Origin of the sequence: Halopiger aswanensis (genome assembly GCF_003610195.1) — an archaeon.
Taxonomy (GTDB): Archaea; Halobacteriota; Halobacteria; order Halobacteriales; family Natrialbaceae; genus Halopiger; species Halopiger aswanensis.
Genome location: NZ_RAPO01000002.1, coordinates 571,093 through 592,602, shown reverse-complemented (window position 1 = coordinate 592,602; position 21,510 = coordinate 571,093). Strand labels below are relative to the sequence as shown.

The window sequence follows — 21,510 nt, the reverse complement described above, 5'->3', positions numbered from 1 at the left end:
GCCCGATACCCCTGCTGACGTCCTGTTTTCGGTTTCGTACGTTCCCGACTCGAGTTCGATCTGCGAGCGCGAGCGAAAAGCAGTCTGTCCGCGCTGATCGGCCGTCAGTCCGCGTCTTCGGTCTCGGTCTCGACCGAGTCGAACCGCTCGAACGCTTCTTCGGTGAGATCGCCCGTCGTGTCGACGATGTCGGCCCACTCCTCGTTGTTCGGCGCCGTCCCGAGCAGGCGCGCGATCTTCATGATCGAGACGTGGTAGACCCGCTGGCGGCCCGGCTCCTCCTGCCAGACGATCATGTTACAGGGAAAGAGCCCGCCGATGCGGGGCGTCTCGTCGAGCGCCCGGTCCGCGATTTCGGGGTTGCAGGCGCCGAGCACGTAGTAGGGGTCGCGGTCGGCGTCGACCTTCTCGTTGAGCAACTCGGACGGCGAGAACTCGACGGGGATACCGAACCCGACGTCCTCGCAGACCTCGCGGACGTGCTCGATCGCCGCCTCGTGGTCCATCTCGAGGACGGCCTGCTTCTCGCCGAACGCCTCGGGGTCGATCGTCGCGGGATCGATGGGGAGACTCATAGGCGTCCATTCGCGCCCGCGGGCCTTAATCGGTCCCGTCGTGCCTGACATCCGCACGAGCCCGGTCAGAACAGCGGCAGCCACTCGAGGGCCCGCAGGAACGGCGTCGGATCGAACAGCGGCTCGTGGAGCACCAGCCAGTCCAGCAGGACGAGGCCGGCGCCGTGGGCGATCACCGAGGGAAGGATCGAGTCGGACTTGTAGTCGATCGCGCCGAAGAGGACGTCCGTCGGCCCCGAGAGCACGAACTCGAGGGTCGGCTTCGAGGCGTGGTGGAGCATGTAGACGACGGGGCTGATGAACACCGCCTTGAACCCCAGTTCCTTGACGCCGACGCAGAGCAGTCCGCGGTAGTAGGTCTCGGCGGCCAGCGCCAGCGTGAACAGCTTGATCGCGTGGGGCACGAACTCGGACGGCGCCGCCGACGTCTCCCAGATCGGGTAGAACGCGCGGATCGGCGGGAGCGTCGAGCCTACCAGATAAAAGGGGAGCACGAACAGCGCGAGCAAGACGGCGTTCCGAACGGCGACCCGGTTGATATTCCAGCCGACGTGGCGCCCGTGCGACAGGCCCAGCGCGAGGGGGCCACCGATCAGTAGAACGCTGTCGACGACCGTTCGTGGCCCCAGCTCGGCGGGAACCAAGTACATCCACAGCAGCGTCAGAACGGCACCCGCCAGTAGCGACTTCTGGACCCACGAGAGGCGGTCGAACTGCTCGCGAAGCCAGCCGACGCCGCGGCCCGCTTCCGCCGCCACGGGTTACTCGTCCGCGGTCGGAATCGGGCCCGTCCCGATCACGTCGCGGACGTGACGCTCGAACTCCTGGTGGCGCTGGAAGTACGTCTCGTCGACCGCCTCGAGAACCGCCGATAGCTCGCGGGGGCCGTCGGGCGTGCGGATCACGCTGTCGCCCTCGAGGCGATCGATCTCGCTCTTTTCCTTGGGCCAGGTCAGCCGCGACGTCACCCGAGCGAGGGGGGCGCCCTCGACGGGCGTGTGCTCTCCGAGCGAAACGGCCGGTTCCTCGTCCTCGTCGTCGCTCATGGACGGCGATTCGCGAGCGCGTCGATTCAAGGTTTCGCTTCCGCCGGTGGATCGACGCAATCGGCGCCGACGGACCGGACCTCTCCAACCGTCGAGATGTGTCTGACGTAGCGTTTTGTGGTGGGAGGTCGAATGCCCGCGCATGACAAGCCTGACGGAGGTCTACGACGGGAACGGCCGGGGCGTGAGCCGCCGGCGCCTGTACGCGGGCTCCGGTCTCGTCCTGTGCGGCGCCGTCCTCGCCGTCGTGGCCGTGCTCGTGGCAACGACCGATCTCTTCGCCGATCTCGTCGTCGGGTTCACCGACTGGGGAATGGCCGAGCAGTTCACGGTCGTCCGCGTCGCCGGCGTCCTCGCGGGCATGGGCGTCCCGGCCGCCCTCGTCGGCGTCTTCATCGTCCTGCCGGCGGGCCGTCGCGTCCGAGCGGCCGCCGCGATCAGCGCCAGCCTCTGCCTGCTCGGCGTCGTCCTGTTCTGGCACGCCTATCCCGAAAACTGGCGCTACGGCGAGCAGACCCTCACGCTCGAGGTCTCGGCCATCTACCTCCTCGGGCTCTTCACGGCCGTCTGGTGTCTGTTCACCGCCGTCGTCAACTTCAAGACGCGCAACGATCCGGGCGGCATGCTCGAGATGAACGTCACTCGCCGAAACCAGACGATCGTCGAGGTCAACGAGGACGACGACTCGTCGGGCGGACTCGGCGGGATCGGCTTCCTCGGCGGGACGCCGGACGGCGACGTCGAGACGCAGACGAACGCGGCCGAAGGGGGCGGCGAGGCTGGCGACGACGGAACGACGCTCTCGTTCGACGAGCCCTCTGGCGCGAGACAATCGACCGGGGGCACACAGTCGCCGATGTCCGGCGCCGGGACGACGCCGACGAGTGACGGCGGAACGGCGGCCTCGGACATCTCCTCGCCGCTCGACGGTGGCGCTGCAACCGAGGCGAGCGCCGAACAGTTCGACGCCGAAATCGTCGAGTCCGCGGGGACGGGACTGAGCGCCCCCGCCGACGCTGCCACCGGCGGCTCTCCCGACGATCACGCCGACCGCTACTGCGGCAACTGCCGACACTTCAAGTACGTCCGCTCGTCCTCCGAGGGGATGGTTCCCTACTGCGCCCGACACGACGCGGCGATGGACGACATGGACGCCTGCGACGAGTGGACGCCGAATCGACGCGAGTAGTCAGATTCAGTCGGCTTCTCCGACTCGGCGCTCGTTTTCTACGGATTCCGTCGAAAACCAGGTCCGAACCACCCTCACCGCAGCGACCAGCTACAGCCCGAACGCCTGTCGTCCAGCATCAAGCAGCGGTGGTAACTGATAGACGATCGCAGCCGCGATCAGCAGCTCGCCGACCGTGACGGCGACCATCATGAGGTCCGCGCGCTTGCTGCTGACCGCGACGCCGATCGGGAGGCCGAACTCCTTCTTCCAGACCGGGTAGAACAGCGCGATGCCGCGCTTGCTCCCCGCAACGTCGAGGACGTAGTGCGTCAGAATTCCGATCCAGACGTACTCGAGGTTCCCGAAGAAGTAGGGGAAGGCGACGAACCCTGCGAGCAGCGGGAGGTTGTGCAGCGTCTTGCGGTGTTTCCCGAAGGCCGTGTCGATGTCCGGAACCATGGCCCCGAGCGTGACCGGCACGCCGATCTCGACGATCGTTCGGAAGGTCGTCAGATCCCCCGTCGGCTCCAGCAGATACCCCAACCCGATACCCAACAGCACGGCGTTCAACACGTGTCCCTTCTTGTTCATCACCCGATACTCGAGAGCCGAGAGTGGAATAGTTTACTCTCGAGACTCTCAGCATCGCTGTTTACTCTCCGAGGTCAAACGGTCAAAGACCGGGCTGCGGCGGTGTGTCAATCGACCTCAAACGGATGGTCGCGATTCGATCGCCTCGAGCAGATCCGCGAGCGCCTGTTCGACGGTTTTCGCTCGAACGGCGGCCCGATCGCCGTCGAACTCGTAGCGGGTGGCGGTGGCGTACGACGACTCGCTGCCCCACGGGCCGGCGTAGGCGATGCCGACGTAGACCGTTCCGACCGGAGTCTCCTCGGTCCCGCCGGAGGGGCCGGCGACGCCGGTCGCGGCGACGCCCCAGGTCGCGTCCGCGGTGTCGCGGACGCCGCGGGCCATCTCGCGGGCCACCGGCGCCGAGACCGCGCCGTGTTCGTCCAGCGCCTCCCGGCTGACGCCGAGTTCGCGGCGCTTGGCGTCGTAGGCGTAGGTCGTCGCCCCGGAGTCGAAGTAGTCGCTCGCGCCCGGCACCGCCGTGATCGTCGCGCCGATCAGCCCGCCGGTGCAGGACTCGGCGACCGCGAGCGTGCCGTCGGTTTCCCGCAGCGCGTCGCCGACGTCGCGCGCGTACTCGAGATCGATATCCTCGTGCATACCCGGGGCAACGAGCGGTACCGTTGTGAATGTTCCAGTGTCTCCGGTGTCTCCGGCGTCTCCGGCGTCGCCGTCGGAAGCGAAAAACCGACGACCGTCCCCCGCGCAGTGGCGCCCATGGAGTACGAGACGCCGCTGTTCTTTCGCGTCATGCAGTACGCCTCGAGCGCGGACCGCGACGTCATCGACATGGTCAGCGGGAACCCCGACTGGAACCCGCCCGAAGCGCTGCGCGAGGGACTGCACGAGTACGCCGACCTCGAGTCCTCGGCGTTCCAGTACCCGCCCAGCGACGGCCTGCGCGAGCTGCGCGAGGAGATCGCCGCCCGACGCGGCGTCGACGTCGAGCAGGTCGTCGTCACCAACGGCGCGGGCGAGGCCAACTACCTCGCGATGGCCCGGGCCTTGGAGCGCGACCGCGGGGACGAAGTCCTGCTGACCGACCCCGTCTACCCCTACTACCCCGGGAAGACGACGATGCTCGGCGGGACCCAGCGGTTCGTCGCCGCCGACGAGGACGGGCAACTCGATCCGGCGGACGTGCGCGCGGCCGCGAGCGAGGAGACGGGTGCGATCGTGGTCAACTCGCCGAACAACCCCACGGGTGCAGTCTACCCCGAAGAAACGATCCGGGAACTCGTCGCCATCGCCGAGGAGTACGATGCGATCCTCGTCAGCGACGAGGTGTACGACCACTACGACCTCTCGGGGACCTTCTCGAGCGCGCTCGCGGTCGACTCCGATCACCGGATCGTCACCAACGCCTTCTCGAAGTCCCTGGCGATCACCGGCTTCCGGGTGGGCTACGCGATCTTCCCGCCTGAGCTGGTCGAGGCGGCCAGGAGCCGCCACATGCTGGTCAACGTGGCCGGGAGCCGGCCGGCCCAGTACGCGGTCCTGCGGGCGCTCCGGGAGACCGACCCCGCGTACTACGAGGCGAACCGCGAACTCCTGCGCGAGCGCGTAGAGACGTTCACCGACGCCTTGGACGCCGCGGGCGCCGAGTACACGACGCCCGAGGGCTCGTTCTACGTGCTGGCGCGCTTCGAGGACTACCCCGGGACGCTCGAGAACGTCTTCCAACTGATCGACGAGGCCGGTGTCGCGGGGATGCCCGGCAACGCTTTCGGCGAGTCGCGGTCGGACTGGCTGCGCTTCGCGCTGGTGACGCCCCGCGTCGAGGAGGCGGCAGAGCGGCTGGCGACGTACTTCGCGTGATCGCTCGGAGTTTGCGACGCGCGACGACCGCTCGAGACCGACGAATACTCGTGCCGGGCGCTGGAACGGAGCGGTATGAGCGGAATCGACGTCGAGCCGGTCGACGAGAGCGAGGCGCACGACACGGCCACGGACGGCGACGACAACACGATCGAGGTGACGCCGACGGACTCGGTCGACGATGCGGACCGCGAAACGATCGACGTCGAGCCGTCCGACGAGCCCATCGAAGGGCCCGACTACATCCTCTACGGCGGGAAGGGCGGCGTCGGCAAGACGACGATGGCGGCCGCGACCGCGCTCGACAGCGCCCGCGGCGGCACCAGCACGCTCGTCGTCTCGACTGACCCCGCGCACTCGCTGTCGGATACGTTCGAGACCGAAGTCCCCGCAGAGCCCGGCCGGATCCGCGACGACATCCCCCTCTACGCGGCCGAGATCGACCCCGAAGCCGCGATGGAGCAGGGGAAGACGGCGATGTTCGGCGGATCTGGCGGTCCCGGCGAGGGAGACGCCGCGGGCGAGGGTCCGATGGGGATGGGAGCGGGCGCCGATTCAGGCCCCGGCGCCGGCGCCGGACCCGGGGCCGGCGGCCCCCTCGGGGACCTCGGCGGCCTCGGCGAGATGCTCGGCGGCGAGTCCCCCATGGAAGCGCTGTTCGGCGGCGCGATGCCCGGCGCCGACGAGGCCGCTGCCATGCAACTCCTGCTCGAGTACATGGACGACCCTCGATTCGAGCGCGTGGTCGTCGACACCGCGCCGACGGGCCACACCCTCCGGCTGCTGAAACTGCCCGAACTGATGGACACCATGATGGGGCGCATCATCAAACTCCGCCAGCGGCTCAGCGGCATGTTCGAGGGGATGAAGGGACTGTTCGGCGGCCAGGAGCCGCCCGAGGACGAGAGCGACCTCGAGGATCTGGACGAACTCCGCGATCGGATCGAGCGGCTCCGCGCGGTCCTGCAGGATCCTGCACGGACGGACTTTCGGATCGTCATGATCCCCGAGGAGATGAGCGTCTTCGAGTCCAAGCGCCTGCGCCAACAACTCCAGGAGTTCGACATTCCCGTCGGCACGATCGTCGTCAACCGCGTGATGGAACCCCTCTCGGACGTGACCGACGACGTGCAGGGTGAGTTCCTCCAGCCGAACCTCGAGGACTGCGAGTTCTGCCAGCGTCGCTGGGACGTCCAGCAGGGCGCGCTCGCGGAGGCTCAGGACCTGTTCCGCGGCACCGACGTCCGCCGCGTCCCGCTGTTCGCCGACGAGGTCCGCGGCGAGGGGATGCTCGAGGTCGTCGCGGCCTGTCTGCGGTAAGGACGGGACGGCGGACGCGCCTCGAGTCTCGAGCGACCGACGCAGGCGATCGGCGGCCAGCCGTCGCCTGAACTGACTGTCAGCCGCGGCGAAGCTACTGTTATCCCGTTCCTCGTGGTAGGTTTTGGCATGGTCGACAGCAGAACGTATCCGTTCGAGGGGGCGGAGCCGTCGATCGACGACGCGGCGCGGGTGAGTCGCGAGGCGGTGCTCGTCGGGGACGTCGAGGTAGCTGCTGAGGCGAGCGTCTGGCCCGGCGTCGTGCTGCGGGGCGACATCGGACCGGTCCGGATCGGCCGGCAGACCCACGTCGGGGACAACGCGACGATCCACGCCTCGCGGCTCGCGGACCGCGTCATGATCGGCCACGGGGCGGTCCTGAACGACGCCGTCGTCGAGGAAGGAGCGCTCGTCGGATTCAACGCGACGATCAACACCGACGTCACCGTCGGCAGCCGCTCCGTCGTGGCCGCCGGGACGGTCGTTCCGGACGAGTACGAGATCCCGTCCGAATCGTTCGTTCGGGGCGTTCCCGCCGAAATCACGCCCCTGGAGGAGACGACGATCGATCCCGAGGCCATCTTCGAGTCGTTCTCCTCGGGCGAGTACACCGATCTGGCGCAGCGACACGACCAGTTGTTCGAGTGACCGAGTCGCGGGCTGGCGGACCCGCCCGCCGCTACGCCGCCTCGGACGCCGCCGGCACGACCGTCACCGGCCGATCGCTGTCGAGGATGACCGCCTGCGCGACGCTGCCGAACAGCACCTTCCCGACCGGCGATCGCTTGCGGACGCCGACGACGATCGCGTCGCTGTCGTACTCGTCGGCGCGCGCGAGAATCGTCTCGGCCGGATCGCCCGTCGCCTCGTGGACGGCGTACTCGAGACCGGCGTCCTCGAGGCGATCGATCGCCGTTTCGACGGCCTCCGGGATGCGCTGGAGCTCCCGCAGTTCGTCCATCTCCGCCTCGTAGGACTCCGCGAAGCCGCCGGCCGCCCACTCGGCGTCGGCCGTCGCCGCCTCGTCGTGCACGTGGAGCACGTCGACGAAGACCTCGGACGCAGCCTGCGGCAGCTCGAGGACCGCTTCGACCTGCCCGCGCGCTCGAGCCGGGTCGTCCGCGACGGGAAGCAGTACGCGGTACATGCGGGATCGTTCCACGCCGGGACGTAAAGTCGTTCGCGGGGCCGGCGGCTGTTCGGCCGCCGAGCGCCGGCGTTACTCGACCATCGCCGGCTCGTCGATCGGCGGCTCGAGGCGGATCGCGTACGCCAGCAGCCCGGCGGCGGCGAGGCAGCCGGCAGCCAGCAGCCACCACGAGGCCCGATAGCCGACGGTATCGGCGAGGTAGCCGAAGGCGGGCGGCGCGAGGATCGAACCGGCGACCAGCGCCAGTTGCCCGCCGGCGGTCGCGCCGCCCATCTCGTCGGCGCCGACCAGCGTCGCCATGCAGGAGTAGTAGACGCCGGTGTTCCCGAGGACGAAAAAGCCGAGCGCCGCGAAGACGATCGTCGCCGACAGCGGCGTCGCGGTGGCGGCGACGGCGACGAACAGCGCGGCACTGCTGAGCGCCTGCACGATCAAGATTGCGCCGATCCGGACCCGCGGCTCGCCGGGGAGCGCGTCGCTCAGCCACCCCGTGACGATGCGGCCGCCGCTGCCGGTCAGTTGGACCAGCGCGAGGACGACGCCGCCGAACGCGACCGAGGTGCCGATCTCCTCCGCGACGAACAACACGGTGTAGCCGGTCGTCGTGAACAGCGCGGCCCCGAGGAAGAAGCCGGCGGCGACGAGAACCCGGTACGGGCGATTCCGGGACAGCGCGCGGAAGTCGGGGTAGTCCGCCCGGCCGGCGTCGTCCGAACCCGGGTATAGGGCGGCGAAAAGCGCGACGACGACCAGCCCGACGCCGGCCGCGACCAGAAAGCCGGCCTGCCAGAAGAACAGGCCGGCCAGCCCCGTTACGAGCAGCGAACTGATCCCGCTGCCGGCGGTGACGCCGACCTGCTTGATCCCCATCGCGAGGTTCTGGCGACCGGCCGCGACGTTGTCGTAGATCGCCTTGTTCGTGCCCGGAATCGCCGTCGCGTACAGCGAGCCGAGGACGAACGCGGCGGCGAGCAAGAGCGCGTACGATGGCGCGCCGGCAACCAGAGCGGCGCCGCTCGAGAGTCCCAACAGGCCGATCACGAGCGTCCGGCGCTCGCCGTAGCGATCGATCAGCGCGCCGACCGGCAGCAGGAAGGTCGCGTAGCCGAGCGTCAGCGCGGTCACGACGAACCCGACGGAGAACCTCGAGAGGCCGAACTCCTCGCGGAAGAGCGCGGTCGCGGCGAAGACGGTGTAGTAACAGATGCTGGCGGCGACCTGCCAGAGCGTGACGAGCGAGACGGTCCGCCAGGAGGACCGCGACCCGGAGTGGGACTGCGAGTCCGATTGCGACCGTGCCATCGCGTCGAGCCGACGTTTGCCGAGGAGTCGCTTTACTGTGGCGCAATCGGACGCAGGCGCGGCGGTCGGTTCGGTTACTCGCCCCCGTTGGCGCCGTCTCCACCGCCACTCCCATCCCACTCGCCGCCGACTCGATCGACGCCCATCATCGACTCGCCGCGGTGTTCCGTGAAGACCACCTTCATGTTCTCGTCCGGGACGTCGAACCGATCGCCGACGAACGCCATCGTCTCGAGGGCGAACGCGCGCTTGCGCTCGAACGGCCGTCCTCGCCGGATCTCGGCGTCGAGAAAGCACAGCGGCCCCTCGACGGCGCGCCCGAGGTGCAGCGCCGCGGACTCGTGTTCCCGGATCGTCACGGCGACGTGGCCCGCGGTCGTCGCCATCTCCTCGGTGTAGATGGCGGTCACGCGGTCGGCGAATGCCTCTTTCTGGTCGGGCGACAGTGACAGGGTCGTGTCGAACTGTAAGAGGGGCATACGTCGGCTTGGCGGCCCGCCGCCTTCTACGTTGCCGGTACCGTCGCGTTTGGACGCCGAACGTGTTCCGGATTCGAAAGGTCTTTAGCTGCAATGACTGACTAGGCAGTCAGTGAGTATCGAGCCCATTCCAGCCAACGGTAGCGGAGCAGTCGCGGCCCGAGCGGGCCCTCGACACGGCTCCGAGCGCCGTCCGTTCCGACCGCGATTCGTCCCCGCAACCGCCAGCGCCGGCGACGGCCGCCGGCTTCGAGCCCCGTCTACCGGCGACACATGAGTCCCGGGAGCCCCTCCGACGAGCCGGACCCGTCCGCGAACGACGCCGATTCGGCGGCAGACGGCGATCCGGACTCGAGGATCGGATCGGATACCGAGGCCGGCGACTCCGACGACCCCCGTGGTTCCGATGGATCCGACGACCCGGGCGAACCGGACGGTCCCGACCTCGAGCCGACCCTCGGCGACGTGAGCGGCTCGATCACCGAGGGCAGCCTCGTGCGGCCGCTCTTTCACCTCGCCTGGCCGATCGTCGTCATCCAGCTGTTGCAGGTCACCTACAACGTCGTCGACACGCTCTATCTCGGCCGGCTCTCCTCCGACGCCGTCGGCGCGATCAGCCTCGCCTTTCCGCTGATCTTCCTGCTGATCGCCGTCGCCGGCGGCTTCACGACGGCGGGTGCGATTCTGGTCGCCCAGTACACCGGCGCGTCGGGCGACCGCTCCGCGGGCGTCGTAACCGGCCAGACCGTCTCCTTCGTCGGCCTGCTCTCGATCGTCCTCGGCGTCGTCGGCTACTTCTACACCCGGCCGGCGCTCGAGATCCTGCCCAGCGATCAGGAGACCGCCGCGGCCGTCATCCCGCTGGCGGCGGACTACATGGAGATCGTCTTCCTCGGGCTGCCGCTGATGTTCGGCTTCTTCGTCTTCTCCGCGCTGATGCGGGGCTACGGCGACACGCGAACGCCGATGCTCGTCATGGTCGTCTCGGTGTTCATCAACGTCGTCCTCGACCCGTTCTTCATCTTCGGCTTTCAGGAGAACCCGCTATTCGGCTGGGTCGGGATGACCGGCCTCGAGGAGAGCCTCTACGCGACGACCGGCTTCGCCGGCATGGGCATCGAGGGTGCCGCGCTCGCGACGATCCTCGCACGGGGCGTCGGCACCGCCATCGGGCTCGGACTGTTATTCGGGACCGACCTCGGCCCGCGGGCGAGTCTCGAGCACCTGAAGCCGGATCTCGACCTGATCGAGGACATCGTTCGCCTCGGGACGCCGAGCATGGTCGAGCAGAGCATGAGCGCGCTGGCGATGATTTCGCTGACGGCGATGGTCGTCACCTTCTCGCCGCCGATCGTCTCAGCCTACGGGCTCGGGAACCGGCTGATCTCGATCGTCTTCCTGCCCGCGATGGGCCTCGGCCGCGCGATCGACACGATGGTCGGCCAGAACCTCGGTGCGGATCGGGCCGATCGGGCCGCCCGCTCGACCTGGCTGGCCGCGGCGACCGGCTCCGGAATCATGCTGCTGGTCGCCGTCGTCGCGGTCGCGTTCACCGAGCCGATCGTGAGCGCGTTCCTCGGCGACGTCGACGGCGCGGCGGAAACGATCGCGTACGGCGTCGAGTACGTCCGGGTCCGGTCGGTCGAGTTCGCCTTCATCGGCGTCTCGCAGGTGATGCTCGGCGCGTTCCGCGGGGCCGGCAACACGAAGACCGCGATGGTCATCTCGATCATCACGCTGTGGGTCGGTCGCGTCGGCACCGTCTTCACGCTCGTGTTCATTCTCGGGTGGGGCGCGACCGGCGTCTGGATCGGGATGGCCGTCGGGAACGTTCTCGGGGCACTCGTCGGCGTCGCGTGGTTCACCCGGGGCACCTGGAAGGAGAAGTACATCGAGGACGAGGGCGTCGACGCCGTTGCGGGCAGCTCGGCGGACTGATTGGCCGTAACACTCGCTGTAAGCCGCTCTTACCTTGCTTTAGTTCATTTTTACAGGATTGCTATTTACTACCTGTCGCTGGAAGCGACGGATCGATGACGTCTTCGTTCCGAGAGACGGTCCTGTCCGCCGTTCGCAGGCTGTGGGCGACCCTGTGGCGATACAACGCGCAGACGAAATCGTATCTCTCCCTCGACGCGCCGGCGATCGCGAGGGACATGGAGTGTCTCTCGGACGACGAACGACAGCTCGCTCGAGCGGCGTTCCCGGACGGCGGTCGCGGACCGGGTGACGATTCCGGTTCCCGATCCGGTACCGGTGATTCGGGTGGTTCCGGGACGGCTGCAGGTGATTCCGGCGGCACTGGTAGTGGTGGCACCGACGGTGGCAGTAGCAACGCCGGCGACGACGACGATGACGACGGCGACGGCTCCTCGTTCGACGTCAGCGGCGCGTACGGCCGCCGCCAGCAGGTCGGATTCGTCCTCGGCCCAGCCCTGTTCGCGCTCATCTACCTTTCGCCGACGCCCGAGGGACTGACCGCGGCGGGAAAGGCCGTCGCCGCCGTCACCGCCTGGGTCGCCGTCTGGTGGATGTCCGAAGCCATTCCGATCCCCGCAACGTCGCTGCTGCCGATCGTCCTCTTTCCGCTGACGGGTGCGCTCCCCGTCGAAGACACGACGCCGTCCTACGCGGACCCGATCATCTTCCTGTTCATGGGCGGCTTTTTCCTCGCGATGGCGATGCAGCGGTGGGGGCTCCACCGGCGCATCGCCCTCCGGACGATCAAGGCCGTCGGCACCGAGCCCTCGAGACTCATCCTCGGGTTTATGATCGCGACCGCGTTCCTCTCGATGTGGGTCTCCAACAGCGCGACGGTGATGATGATGGTCCCGATCGCGCTGGCGGTCATCTACCAGACCGCGGACCTGGCCGCGGAAGCCGGCCTCGAGATCGATACTCGGGAGGGCGAGTTCTCGTTCGGCATCGCGCTGATGCTCTGTATCGCCTACGGCGCGTCGGTCGGCGGCGTCGGGACGCTCATCGGGACGCCGCCGAACATCCTCTTCGCCGGCCAGGCCAGCGAACTGTTCGACGCGACGATTTCCTTCGCCGAGTGGATGCTCTACGGGGTTCCGATCGCGATCGTCGGCATAGCGACCGTCTACGTCTACGTCACGCGGCTGGCGGTCGCCCCGGAGTTCGACGAACTCCCCATCGGAGCCGGCACGATCGACAGCGAACTCGAGGAGCTCGGTCCGATGGGTCGACAGGAGCGACTGGTGCTCGTCGTCTTCGTCGCGATGGCGCTGTCCTGGATCGGCGGCAGCTTGCTCGGGCAGTTCGAGTCCGTCCCCGGGATCGTGCCCGGCGCACTGACGTCGCTGCTCGAGCCGATATTCACGGCGCCGATTCCGGACGACGTCGACACGATCGTCGCCATCGGCGGCTCGCTCGTGCTGTTTACCGTGCCGACGAGGACCGAGGAGGGTGAACACACCTTCCTGCTGAACTGGGCCAGTGCGGTCGACATTCCGTGGGGCGTCATCCTCCTGTTCGGCGGCGGCCTCGCGATCGCCAGCGGCTTCGGCGACACCGGCCTCGCCGCTTGGATCGGCGAACAGCTCCAGCTACTCGAGGGCGTGTCGATGATCGTCCTCCTGCTCGCCGTCGTCGTGATGACGGTCTTTCTCACCGAAGTCACGTCGAACACGGCGACGACGGCGATGCTGATGCCGATCCTCGCCGGGGTCGCGGTCGGGATCGGCGTCCACCCCTACGGCCTGATGATCGCGGGCGCGACGGCGGCCTCGTTCGCGTTCATGCTCCCGGTCGCGACGCCGCCGAACGCGATCGTCTTCGGCAGCGGCTACATCACGCTGCCCCAAATGGCCCGCGTCGGCGTCGGGCTCAACGTTATCGGCATCGCGCTGATCACGCTGGTCGCGCTCGTCTGGCTGCCGCTGGCCTGGGGGATCGACCTCGGGACGCTCCCGACGGAGTTCGTCGAGGCGTGGTCGGGGTGAGTCGGCGGCCGTGATTCCGGATCGCAATCGGCATCGCTGCCCGCCCCTATTATAAGCTATCGATCGTTATGGTATTTCGAATTCGATCGTTCTCGGGCCGGATACGTGCCTGTACGCCCATTCTCGAAATTCGGGAATGAGTGGAGTCCTTGATAGGCGTCTTGTCGAAACGTAGCGTGAGGGGTAATGTCGTACCGCGATCACAGCGAACCAACCGCACAGGGGTGGGACCGTTCGATCCTCGAGGTCCTCGACCGAACGAATCAAGCAACCGCTGCGGAACTCGCCGCGGCGCTGGAGACGCATCCGATGACGATCGAGCGACAGTGTCGGCTCCTCCAGCGAGAGGGGTACGTCCGGCGCGGTATCGCCGGCACGTACACCCTCGCAGAGGAGGGCCAGCGACGAGCGGAATCGATGGCTGCTGACTGATTCTTCGCGCAGCGTCACAGCGCGCCGCGGATGCGTCAACCGGTTTTGGAGTTACTACTCTCATCGAGAGTCCGAAAGCCGGGAGTGCGGACCGCCGCCGATTGCTCTCGAGACGACCTGAGCTGTCCTCGATCGGACGGTGTCGAACGGAGGACGGAGGATCGGCATGCGCGGCTACGAGACGGTCGTCGGTCCTCGTACGAGAATTCGGCCGCGATTTGAGTCGGTTACCGGTAGCCACCCTCGAGAGTCCCGCGGTTGCGCGTCCCGCGAGTCAGACGAGCTTCCGGAGCAGTCCGTATCCCGCGTCGCGGAGCCAGTCCGGGAGGTACTGCGCGTAGACGCCGTACTGGGCGAGCGGGCCGACCGGATAGCGCGCCGGCGGTTCGGGCGTCGTGCCGGCCTCGAGGATCGCCCGGGCGACGTCTTCGGGTTGGGAGGCGAAGGGACCGCCGCTGCCGCCGCCGATCAGTTGCATCTCGTCGTACAGTTCGTACAGCGTCTCGTAGGCCGGCGTGCGCTCGGATTCGGGCAGTTCCTCGTCGACGCGGTCGGTGAAGTTCGTCTCGACCGGGCCGGGTTCGATCACGACGATGTCGACGCCGAACTCTTCGACTTCGGCCCGCAGCGAGTCGCTCATCGCCTCGAGTGCGTACTTCGAGCCCGAGTAGGCGCCCGAGCCCGGGAACGAGACGCGGCCGGCGACGCTCGAGACGTTGATGATCCGGCCGGCGCCCTGGGCGCGCATGTGCGGGAGCGCCGCGCGGACGAGTCGGTGAGGTCCGTAGACGTTGACGTCGAACTGGCGGTGGAGGTCGGCCGTCGACACGTCCTCGAGCGGGCCCATCTGTGCGTAGCCGGCGTTGTTGACCAGACAGTCGATCGCGCCGGCGATATCGACGGTTCGCTCGACGGCCTGCGCGACCTGATCGGGGTCGGTGACGTCGAGTTCGAAGGTCGTACAGCCCGCCTGCTCGAGGTCCGTGATGTCGTCGGGGTTGCGCGCGGTGGCGAACACCTGCCAGTCGTCCTCGAGGAACGCCCGCGCGGTCGCGCGGCCGATGCCGGAGGAGCAGCCGGTGATCAGCACGCTCTTCTTGCGGGTGTAGCGGTCGTCCCCGGTCTCGGCGGCGGCGCGCTCGCGGTCGGTTGCGCTCGCGGTCCCAGTTCCAGTATCGCGGTCCGCCTCGACGGCGCCGTCGGAATCGCCGTCTTCGACTTCCTCAGCGGTGGCCATGTGGGAGACGTTCGTGCGACGACACCTAAGTAGCGACGGTTTGTCTCGCTCGCCGAACTGTTCGGTGGCGGGACGAGTTTGCGGGCTTGCGGGCTCGAGCGAGAACCCGAGCGGGAGTCTGAGCACGCTGTCCGCAGACGCGTCACGCCCCTGCCCGTTCAGCCATCATGTCCGCGGCCTTGTCGGCCCAGTCGCCCCACTGGAAGCCGACCGCGACGACGAGGGACCACCAGGCGTAGCTACAGACGATACCCGCGTAGACGCCCGGCAGGCCGAAGCCGAGCGTCACGCCGGCGAGGTACGACAGGCCGAGCATGAACGCGACCGTTCCGGTGAGGCGGGCGTAGAACGGCGTCCGCGTGTCGCCGGCGCCCTTGAGGCTTCCCGAGATCGGGAAGAAGAGCCCGAAGAAGACCATCGAGACGCCGAACACGCGGGTAAAGGCGGCTGCGTGCTCGAGCGTCGCGGCGTCGTTCGTGAACACGCGGGCGATCGGCGTCGCGCCGGCGACCAGCACGGCGCCGGCGGCCCCGAGCGTGACGAGGCTGAGCGCGGTCATCGCCAGCCCGGCGAACCGCGCGTCCGCGGGGTCACCTTCGCCGAGCGTCTGGCCGACGATGATGCTCGCGGCGACGCTGAACGAGCGGTACAGCGGCCCGGTCAGCTGCTGGTAGATCCGGCGTCCGATGTGGTAGGCCGCCGTTACCTCGGTGCCGAACGTGAGCAAGAGCGCGTTAAACGGGAAGTTCGCGAGCGAGGTGCTCATCCCCTCGGCGAAGTTGGGCAGGCTCACCGCGACGAGTTGACGAGTGATCGTCAGCGACCGCGGCCGGGCGAAGCCGAGGTCAGTTCGTGTGCTCGCAATTGCTGCCGTAACCAGCCCGGCCTCGAGCGTTCGGCTGATCGCCGTCGCGAGGCCGACGCCGACGATCTCGAGGCGCGGCAGGCCGACGAGTCCCAGTCCGAGGCCGACGGTCGCGAGGATGTTGACCGCGTTCGCGATCACGTTGACGACCATCGGCGTGCGCGTGTCGCCGGTCCCCTGTAACGACCGCGCGCCCACGAGGCCGACGATGCGCATCGGCGCCGCGGCGAAGACGAGCGCGAGGTACTGTCCGCCCATGGCGACGACCGCGGGTTCGGCGCCGAGCACGGCGATCAGCGGTTCCGAGATCGCGAACCCGACCGCGATCAGCGGGAGTCCAAGCGCGAAGCCGATGCAAAACGCCTGCGTGATGGCCCGGTCGCGGGTCGCCGTCGCCCCGCGGCCGGTGTCCTGGCTCGAGAGGGCGATCGCGCCGGTGCCGAGTCCGAGTCCGACTCGCAGCGGCAGTTGCGCGTACAGATCCGCGAGGCCGATCGCGGCGACGGCCGCCGGCGAGAAGAGCCCGGTGACGACGACGTCGACGGTCCGCATCAGCGTGTTGAACGTCTGCTGGAGCGCGATCGGCCACGAGAGCGCAGCCGTGCGCCGCCAGAGCACGAGCACCCGCCGTCGATCGACCCGCTCGGCCAGCCGCATACGCGAGCAGAACGGGCATGCGTCGTATCAGCGTATCGATACCGGCCGGTGCTACTGCATCGCTTCGTGGCCGTTTCCCGATTAGTCCTGTAGCTCCCGCTTCGCCTCGCCCGCGTAGTTATCCGCCAGTCGCACGGGCTCTGGCAGTTTGTACGAGGTGGCACACTCGAGGACGATATCGGCGGCCGTCTCCGGCCCGACGCGGTGGCCGGGGCTGACGTACAGCGGATTGATGTAGCGGTTCGGCGAGTCGTACTGTCGCGTCTGGACGGCGTAGCCCAGCAGCGTCCCGTCGGGCGCGTCGACCCGCGAGTTCGACTCGATCGGGACGCGGGTTCCCTCCGGAAGGTTGTCGGCCTCCTCGGTCGGCGTCCCGCAGAGCAGGCTCTTCGCGACCCCGATGCTGGGGGCGTCCAGCACGACGCCCATGTGCGTCGCGATGCCGGCCTGGCGGAAGTGGATCCGGCCGCTGCCGTCGAACAGCAGGAGGTCGGGATCGACCGACAACCCCTCGAGCGCCGCGAGGATCGGTTTCCCCTCGCGGAACGAGAGCAGGCCGGGAATGTAGGGAATCTCGAGGTCGGTCACGGCGTAGGCGCGCTCGATCACCTCGCCGCCCCGCGTGGCGACGACGGCGGACAGCGCGCGGTCCTGATCGCCGTCGTCGTTCGTCAGGAACGATTGGTCGACGCCGACGACTACCGGGGGCTCGGCGTCAGTCGGATCGCCGCTCGAGGCGCTCGAGGAACCGGCCGCCGAATCCGCGAGGGTCGTCTGTGTCCCCTCCTCGAGTCCGGACGACGAGGCGGCCACGGCCCGAGGGTCGAACGCGAAATCGTCCTCGAAGACGGCAGCGGCGGCGATCTCGCGCTGGAGCGCTTCCATCTCCTCGCGCGAGAGTCCGGCGTCGGGAACGAGATCGGGTCGGGAAACGTGCATCGATAGGGAACGGTTGGCAGCGCGCGAAAATCAGTTCCGGGGTTGCGACGCAGCGGAACGATACAGGGAGCGTAGAGGGTCGGTGATCGGCGCGTTAGAACCGCCGACGACCGCCGGGGCCACCCGGACCGCCCGGGCCGCCGGGACCGCCAGGGCCGCCGCCGAGTTGGAACTGATTCGGCGCGCGGACGTTCTGGGTTCGCTTTACGTACTCGCCGTAGCCGAGGCCGAGCAGGAGGCCGATCAGATGCGCACCGTGGGCGATGTTACCGCCGCCGCCGGTCCCGAGGAAGAATACGCTGAAGACCGCGTAGCCGGCCGCGAGCAGCCAGATCGGAACGGGCAGGATGAAGTAGAGGTACACCTTGAGCCCCGGGTTCAGGACGGTCAAAACGCCTAGGATCGCGAGTGCGGCGCCGCTGGCACCGAGGACGCCGCCCATGAACGGCGATGCCCCGCCGGCCTGAATGATCTGGATGGTGATCTGTCCCAGCCCTGCGAGCGCACCGCTCACGAGGAACAGGATCGCATAGTCTCGAGAGCCGACGTAGCGCTCGACGAGCGGGCCGAAGAAGAATATCACGATGCTGTTCCCGACGATGTGGTAGAGACCGCCGTGGGCGAATATCGAGGTGAACCACGTCCAGACGTACTGGGGGTAGTACGGGTGGAGTATGAACAGGCTCCGCATTAGCTCCGCACTGACCGCACCGATAATAAGCTGGAGTCCGAACGTGAGCCACATCAGCGCGAGGAACGTGTAGGTCATGTTCCCGCGGAAGTACGCCAGCGGGCCGCCGGGACCGGTGTCGATCGGCAACTTATCGAGCACTCTCGAGGAGGCCGACGCGCTACCGGTGCCGCCGTTGACGCTGTCGTCGAAGCCGCTGTCGAAGACGCCGCTGGGGTCGTTCCAGTCCTGCAACCCCGTGCAGTCGTGGTTCTCGGGAAGCCGGTGGTCGGCACAGAAGGTGCCGCCGCAGTGCCGACAGTTGTACGGCATGTTTTCGTCCTTCCCACACACGTCGCATTTGGCCATTGGTGGGGGGTAAGTGCGGCGTTGCTAAGGGATTTGGGGTTCCGTATCGCACGCTGGAGTCCCACACCCGTTCGCGAACCGTCGACAGGGCCGTCGTCCGACGCCGAACTCGAGCGCGAAACGTGACTACATTTTTGCCGGTCAGCCCCCAACGAACGGACGTGCAAGAGTACGAGCGCAAGCAACTGCTCGAGCGCGTCGAGCGCGAGGGCGCGACCGTCGGCGCGGACATCCCGGACACCATCGAGGTCCAGGGGGAGGAGATCGATCTCCAGACCTTCGTCTTCGAGATCAAGCGCCGCGAGACGGTCCCGCCCGGCGAACGCGAGCGCGTCGAGCAGGCCAAGCGAAACCTGCGCCGGGAGCGCCTCGAGCGCCTCGAGCAGATCGAGGAGGGCGACATCTCCCGCGAGCGCGGCGAGGAACTCGCCCGGAGCATCATCGGGATCGACCGGGCGCTGAACGCCTTGGAGAACCTCGGCCCGACCGATCTCGAGCGCGAACAGAAGGCCCAGCAGGCCGCCGACAAGAAGCGCTGGATGTCGTTCCTGAAGAAGGCGCTGGGCCAGGAAGACGCCAATAACGCGCGGAGGGGGCTCTAATGGCGACCAACGCCGAAATCGCCGGCCGGTTCGAGGAGTTCGCCGACCTACTCGAGGCCGACGACGTCGAGTACAAACCCCGCGCGTACCGGCGGGCCGCCGAGCACATCCGCGGCCATCCCCGGCCGATATCGGGCTACGTAGAGGACGGCGACCGCGAGGCCATCGAGGACATCGACGGCGTCGGCGAGGCCATCGCGGACAAAATCGTCGAGTACGTCGAAACCGGCCAGATAGAGGAACTCGAGGGGCTGCGCGCGGAGCTGCCGATCGACATCGCCGACATCACCCGCATCGAGGGCGTCGGCCCGAAGACGGCGGGCAAACTCTACCGCGAACTCGGCGTCGAGACCTTAGACGACCTCGAGGAGGCCGCGGAAGCCGGCGAGGTGCAGGAGGTCAAGGGCTTCGGCCCGAAGACCGAGCAGAACATCCTCGAGAACATCGAATTCGCCCGCGAGGTCGGCCAGCGCCAGCTGCTGGGCGAGGCACGTCCCTTGGCCGACGACGTGCTCGAGTTTCTCGAGTCGGTCGACGCCGTCGAGCGCTGCGAGGTGGCGGGCTCGATCCGTCGCTGGCGCGAGACGATCGGCGACGTGGACGTGCTGGTCGCGACCGACGACGGCGAGGCGGTGATCGACGCATTCCTCGGCTGGGGCTCGGTCGACAGCGAGATCGAGTCCGGCCCCGAAAAAGCGAGCGTCCGCGTCGGCGAGATCCGCGTCGACCTGCGCGTGGTCGTCCCTGCGGAGTACGGCTCCGCGCTCCAGTACTTCACCGGCAGCAAGGACCACAACGTCAGCCTGCGCAACTACGCGATCGATCGCGGGATGAAGCTAAACGAGTACGGGGCCTTCGACGTGAGCGAGATCGACGACCCCGACGCCGGCCAGCGCGTCGGCGAGCGCGTCGCCGGCGAGACTGAAGAGGGAATGTACGAAGCGCTCGGCCTCGAGTGGATTCCGCCGGAACTGCGCACCGATCGCGGCGAGATTGAAGCCGCCGCGAACGGCGACCTCCCTGACCTGCTGACGCGCGAGGACATCCGCGGCGACCTACACAGCCACACCGAGTGGTCCGACGGCAACAACACTATCGAAGAAATGGTCGCAGGCGCCGAATCGATGGGGTACGACTACTACGCCGTCGCCGACCACGCTGAAGGCCCCGGCATCGTCGGCGGGATGGGCCTCTCGGACACCGAAATCTTGGAGCAGGTCGAACAGATCCGCGAGGTCGACGCCGCGAGCGACATCGAGGTCTTCGCGGGTATCGAGGCGAACGTCGACGCCGAGGGGGAGATCGACCTCTCCGACGAGGTCATCGACGCGCTCGACGTCATCGTCGCCTCGACCCACAGCGCGCTCGATCAGGACGCCGAGACCGCCACGGAGCGGCTCGTCCGCGCGATCGAGAACCCCGCGATCGACGTGCTCGGCCACCCGAGCGGCCGCCTGCTCAACGAGCGCTCCGGGCTGGACTTCGACGCGACTGCGCTCGGCCGCGCGGCCGCCGAGCACGACACCGCCCTCGAGGTCAACTCCAACCCGCGGCGGCTCGATCTGTGGGGCAGCGCCGTTCAGGCGGCCATCGAGGAGGGCGCGCCGATCGCGATCAACACCGACGCCCACCAGCCGTCGACGCTCGAGTACATGCGCTGGGGCGTCCACACCGCCCGGCGCGGCTGGGTCGAGGCCGACGACGTGATCAACACCTGGGAGCTCGAGGAGATCCGGGAGTTCCTCCACTGACCGCTTCAGCTTCTTCTCCTCTTCGAACTCGAGAACGATGCAACTGCTCCTCGACGTCATGTGCGGCGGTCCCGTCTCGTATCTCCGAATGTGCAACCACGACACGGTCTACGCCGGCGATCGCGACCTCGAGGCCGACGACGCTCTCCTGGCGGTCGCCCGCGAGGAGGAGCGGACGGTCGTCACGCGCGACGTCGAACTCGCGAACCGCGCCGACGAATCGACGGGGTCGATCCTGCTCGAGTCGCGCGACGTCGAGGACCAACTCGCCGAACTCGCCGCAGCGGGCGTCGACCTCTCGCTGGCCGACGAGCCGCGATTCTGCGGCCGGTGTAACGGACGGCTCGAGCCGGTCGGCTCGACGGCGTCGACGCCCGAGTACGCGCCCGATCCGGCCGAAACTGCTGTCTGGACGTGTCGGTCTTGCGGGCAGCACTTCTGGCGCGGCAGCCACTGGGATCGGGTCGCAGCGACGCTGTCGGGGCTCGAGGAACGCGATGAGGGCCGCGAGGACGAGTAACAAGGAAATCCC

22 protein-coding genes are annotated in these 21,510 nt (G+C 68.1%); 10 read left to right on the top strand and 12 right to left on the bottom strand.

Annotation, left to right across the window (positions count from 1 at the left end):
• Positions 1 to 104: 104 nt before the first annotated feature.
• From ATJ93_RS10025 to ATJ93_RS10015, 3 genes are all read right to left on the bottom strand, one after another.
• The gene (locus ATJ93_RS10025) at positions 105 to 575 is read right to left on the bottom strand and encodes a DUF302 domain-containing protein (RefSeq protein WP_120244511.1); all 471 of its coding nucleotides are present in this window, start codon (positions 573 to 575) and stop codon (positions 105 to 107) included.
• 65 nt (positions 576 to 640) lie between these two features.
• A complete protein-coding gene (locus ATJ93_RS10020; protein WP_120244510.1) occupies positions 641 to 1,333 on the bottom strand; it encodes a CPBP family glutamic-type intramembrane protease in 693 nt (230 codons plus the stop codon).
• A gap of 3 nt (positions 1,334 to 1,336) precedes the next feature.
• Complete coding sequence (locus ATJ93_RS10015) at positions 1,337 to 1,621, bottom strand: DUF5789 family protein (protein WP_120244509.1); 285 nt, start codon at positions 1,619 to 1,621, stop codon at positions 1,337 to 1,339.
• Between the two features lie 142 nt (positions 1,622 to 1,763).
• Between ATJ93_RS10015 and ATJ93_RS10010 the strand changes: the two genes are divergently transcribed.
• On the top strand, positions 1,764 to 2,810 hold the full coding sequence (locus ATJ93_RS10010; RefSeq protein ID WP_120244508.1) for a DUF7139 domain-containing protein: 1,047 nt from the start codon (positions 1,764 to 1,766) through the stop codon (positions 2,808 to 2,810).
• Positions 2,811 to 2,900: 90 nt separating this feature from the next.
• On the opposite strand, the gene ATJ93_RS10005 is transcribed toward ATJ93_RS10010, so the two are convergent.
• Entirely contained in the window at positions 2,901 to 3,383 is a 483-nt protein-coding gene (locus tag ATJ93_RS10005) for a metal-dependent hydrolase (protein ID WP_120244507.1), read from the bottom strand.
• Positions 3,384 to 3,500: 117 nt separating this feature from the next.
• Positions 3,501 to 4,022 carry a CinA family protein gene (locus ATJ93_RS10000; protein ID WP_120244506.1) on the bottom strand — a complete coding sequence of 174 codons (522 nt, stop codon included), beginning with the start codon at positions 4,020 to 4,022 and terminating at the stop codon, positions 3,501 to 3,503.
• A 117-nt stretch (positions 4,023 to 4,139) separates the two neighbouring features.
• Between ATJ93_RS10000 and ATJ93_RS09995 the strand changes: the two genes are divergently transcribed.
• The 3 genes from ATJ93_RS09995 (at position 4,140) to ATJ93_RS09985 (ending at position 7,208) form a co-directional block, all read left to right on the top strand.
• Positions 4,140 to 5,240, top strand: coding sequence for a pyridoxal phosphate-dependent aminotransferase (locus tag ATJ93_RS09995; protein ID WP_120244505.1), 1,101 nt, complete (start codon positions 4,140 to 4,142; stop codon positions 5,238 to 5,240).
• Between the two features lie 75 nt (positions 5,241 to 5,315).
• Positions 5,316 to 6,560 (top strand): ArsA family ATPase, encoded by a 1,245-nt coding sequence (locus ATJ93_RS09990; RefSeq protein WP_120244504.1) that lies wholly within the window; start codon positions 5,316 to 5,318, stop codon positions 6,558 to 6,560.
• A 129-nt stretch (positions 6,561 to 6,689) separates the two neighbouring features.
• A complete protein-coding gene (locus ATJ93_RS09985; RefSeq protein WP_120244503.1) occupies positions 6,690 to 7,208 on the top strand; it encodes a gamma carbonic anhydrase family protein in 519 nt (172 codons plus the stop codon).
• A 31-nt stretch (positions 7,209 to 7,239) separates the two neighbouring features.
• Here the strand turns inward: ATJ93_RS09985 and ATJ93_RS09980 are convergent, their stop codons facing one another.
• From ATJ93_RS09980 to ATJ93_RS09970, 3 genes are all read right to left on the bottom strand, one after another.
• The gene (locus tag ATJ93_RS09980; protein ID WP_120244502.1) at positions 7,240 to 7,707 is read right to left on the bottom strand and encodes a universal stress protein; all 468 of its coding nucleotides are present in this window, start codon (positions 7,705 to 7,707) and stop codon (positions 7,240 to 7,242) included.
• A 72-nt stretch (positions 7,708 to 7,779) separates the two neighbouring features.
• A complete protein-coding gene (locus ATJ93_RS09975) occupies positions 7,780 to 9,012 on the bottom strand; it encodes an MFS transporter (protein WP_120244501.1) in 1,233 nt (410 codons plus the stop codon).
• Positions 9,013 to 9,086: 74 nt separating this feature from the next.
• A complete protein-coding gene (locus ATJ93_RS09970) occupies positions 9,087 to 9,491 on the bottom strand; it encodes a tautomerase family protein (RefSeq protein WP_120244500.1) in 405 nt (134 codons plus the stop codon).
• A gap of 273 nt (positions 9,492 to 9,764) precedes the next feature.
• On the opposite strand from ATJ93_RS09970, the gene ATJ93_RS09965 reads away from it, so the two are divergent.
• From ATJ93_RS09965 to ATJ93_RS09955, 3 genes are all read left to right on the top strand, one after another.
• Positions 9,765 to 11,429 carry an MATE family efflux transporter gene (locus tag ATJ93_RS09965; protein WP_120244499.1) on the top strand — a complete coding sequence of 555 codons (1,665 nt, stop codon included), beginning with the start codon at positions 9,765 to 9,767 and terminating at the stop codon, positions 11,427 to 11,429.
• A 95-nt stretch (positions 11,430 to 11,524) separates the two neighbouring features.
• Positions 11,525 to 13,456 (top strand): SLC13 family permease, encoded by a 1,932-nt coding sequence (locus ATJ93_RS09960; RefSeq protein ID WP_120244498.1) that lies wholly within the window; start codon positions 11,525 to 11,527, stop codon positions 13,454 to 13,456.
• Between the two features lie 186 nt (positions 13,457 to 13,642).
• Complete coding sequence (locus tag ATJ93_RS09955; RefSeq protein WP_120244497.1) at positions 13,643 to 13,888, top strand: winged helix-turn-helix transcriptional regulator; 246 nt, start codon at positions 13,643 to 13,645, stop codon at positions 13,886 to 13,888.
• A 274-nt stretch (positions 13,889 to 14,162) separates the two neighbouring features.
• Here ATJ93_RS09955 and ATJ93_RS09950 read toward each other — a convergent pair whose 3' ends face one another.
• The 4 genes from ATJ93_RS09950 to ATJ93_RS09935 all read right to left on the bottom strand — a co-directional run bounded on the left by ATJ93_RS09950 (position 14,163) and on the right by ATJ93_RS09935 (position 18,625).
• Positions 14,163 to 15,125 carry an SDR family oxidoreductase gene (locus tag ATJ93_RS09950; protein WP_120244496.1) on the bottom strand — a complete coding sequence of 321 codons (963 nt, stop codon included), beginning with the start codon at positions 15,123 to 15,125 and terminating at the stop codon, positions 14,163 to 14,165.
• Between the two features lie 142 nt (positions 15,126 to 15,267).
• The gene (locus tag ATJ93_RS09945) at positions 15,268 to 16,647 is read right to left on the bottom strand and encodes an MATE family efflux transporter (RefSeq protein WP_120244495.1); all 1,380 of its coding nucleotides are present in this window, start codon (positions 16,645 to 16,647) and stop codon (positions 15,268 to 15,270) included.
• Positions 16,648 to 16,728: 81 nt separating this feature from the next.
• Complete coding sequence (locus ATJ93_RS09940) at positions 16,729 to 17,586, bottom strand: endonuclease V (protein WP_120244494.1); 858 nt, start codon at positions 17,584 to 17,586, stop codon at positions 16,729 to 16,731.
• A 94-nt stretch (positions 17,587 to 17,680) separates the two neighbouring features.
• Positions 17,681 to 18,625 carry a rhomboid family intramembrane serine protease gene (locus ATJ93_RS09935; RefSeq protein ID WP_120244493.1) on the bottom strand — a complete coding sequence of 315 codons (945 nt, stop codon included), beginning with the start codon at positions 18,623 to 18,625 and terminating at the stop codon, positions 17,681 to 17,683.
• A 161-nt stretch (positions 18,626 to 18,786) separates the two neighbouring features.
• On the opposite strand from ATJ93_RS09935, the gene ATJ93_RS09930 reads away from it, so the two are divergent.
• The 3 genes from ATJ93_RS09930 to ATJ93_RS09920 are packed head-to-tail and all read left to right on the top strand — an operon-like array spanning position 18,787 to position 21,498.
• Positions 18,787 to 19,227: a DUF5788 family protein gene (locus ATJ93_RS09930; protein ID WP_120244492.1), complete on the top strand. Its 441-nt coding sequence runs from the start codon at positions 18,787 to 18,789 to the stop codon at positions 19,225 to 19,227.
• Positions 19,227 to 20,978: a DNA polymerase/3'-5' exonuclease PolX gene (gene polX, locus ATJ93_RS09925; protein WP_120244491.1), complete on the top strand. Its 1,752-nt coding sequence runs from the start codon at positions 19,227 to 19,229 to the stop codon at positions 20,976 to 20,978. Before ATJ93_RS09930 ends, polX begins: the two co-directional genes overlap by 1 nt.
• A 37-nt stretch (positions 20,979 to 21,015) precedes the next feature.
• A complete protein-coding gene (locus tag ATJ93_RS09920; RefSeq protein WP_120244490.1) occupies positions 21,016 to 21,498 on the top strand; it encodes a Mut7-C RNAse domain-containing protein in 483 nt (160 codons plus the stop codon).
• The last annotated feature ends 12 nt before the right edge of the window (positions 21,499 to 21,510 follow it).

Excerpts from the sequence above, each read along its gene's own strand:
- ATJ93_RS10005 (WP_120244507.1), bottom strand. The coding sequence starts at position 3,383 with ATGAACAAGAAGGGACACGTGTTGAACGCCGTGCTGTTGGGTATCGGG.
- ATJ93_RS09960 (WP_120244498.1), top strand. The coding sequence starts at position 11,525 with ATGACGTCTTCGTTCCGAGAGACGGTCCTGTCCGCCGTTCGCAGGCTG.
- ATJ93_RS09970 (WP_120244500.1), bottom strand. The coding sequence starts at position 9,491 with ATGCCCCTCTTACAGTTCGACACGACCCTGTCACTGTCGCCCGACCAG.
- ATJ93_RS09945 (WP_120244495.1), bottom strand. The coding sequence starts at position 16,647 with ATGCGGCTGGCCGAGCGGGTCGATCGACGGCGGGTGCTCGTGCTCTGG.
- ATJ93_RS09990 (WP_120244504.1), top strand. The coding sequence starts at position 5,316 with ATGAGCGGAATCGACGTCGAGCCGGTCGACGAGAGCGAGGCGCACGAC.
- ATJ93_RS09950 (WP_120244496.1), bottom strand. The coding sequence starts at position 15,125 with ATGGCCACCGCTGAGGAAGTCGAAGACGGCGATTCCGACGGCGCCGTC.
- ATJ93_RS09940 (WP_120244494.1), bottom strand. The coding sequence starts at position 17,586 with ATGCACGTTTCCCGACCCGATCTCGTTCCCGACGCCGGACTCTCGCGC.
- ATJ93_RS09965 (WP_120244499.1), top strand. The coding sequence starts at position 9,765 with ATGAGTCCCGGGAGCCCCTCCGACGAGCCGGACCCGTCCGCGAACGAC.
- ATJ93_RS09920 (WP_120244490.1), top strand. The coding sequence starts at position 21,016 with ATGCAACTGCTCCTCGACGTCATGTGCGGCGGTCCCGTCTCGTATCTC.
- ATJ93_RS09935 (WP_120244493.1), bottom strand. The coding sequence starts at position 18,625 with ATGGCCAAATGCGACGTGTGTGGGAAGGACGAAAACATGCCGTACAAC.
- polX (WP_120244491.1), top strand. The coding sequence starts at position 19,227 with ATGGCGACCAACGCCGAAATCGCCGGCCGGTTCGAGGAGTTCGCCGAC.
- ATJ93_RS09975 (WP_120244501.1), bottom strand. The coding sequence starts at position 9,012 with ATGGCACGGTCGCAATCGGACTCGCAGTCCCACTCCGGGTCGCGGTCC.
- ATJ93_RS10015 (WP_120244509.1), bottom strand. The coding sequence starts at position 1,621 with ATGAGCGACGACGAGGACGAGGAACCGGCCGTTTCGCTCGGAGAGCAC.
- ATJ93_RS10025 (WP_120244511.1), bottom strand. The coding sequence starts at position 575 with ATGAGTCTCCCCATCGATCCCGCGACGATCGACCCCGAGGCGTTCGGC.
- ATJ93_RS09985 (WP_120244503.1), top strand. The coding sequence starts at position 6,690 with ATGGTCGACAGCAGAACGTATCCGTTCGAGGGGGCGGAGCCGTCGATC.
- ATJ93_RS09995 (WP_120244505.1), top strand. The coding sequence starts at position 4,140 with ATGGAGTACGAGACGCCGCTGTTCTTTCGCGTCATGCAGTACGCCTCG.
- ATJ93_RS09955 (WP_120244497.1), top strand. The coding sequence starts at position 13,643 with ATGTCGTACCGCGATCACAGCGAACCAACCGCACAGGGGTGGGACCGT.
- ATJ93_RS09980 (WP_120244502.1), bottom strand. The coding sequence starts at position 7,707 with ATGTACCGCGTACTGCTTCCCGTCGCGGACGACCCGGCTCGAGCGCGC.
- ATJ93_RS10000 (WP_120244506.1), bottom strand. The coding sequence starts at position 4,022 with ATGCACGAGGATATCGATCTCGAGTACGCGCGCGACGTCGGCGACGCG.
- ATJ93_RS10010 (WP_120244508.1), top strand. The coding sequence starts at position 1,764 with ATGACAAGCCTGACGGAGGTCTACGACGGGAACGGCCGGGGCGTGAGC.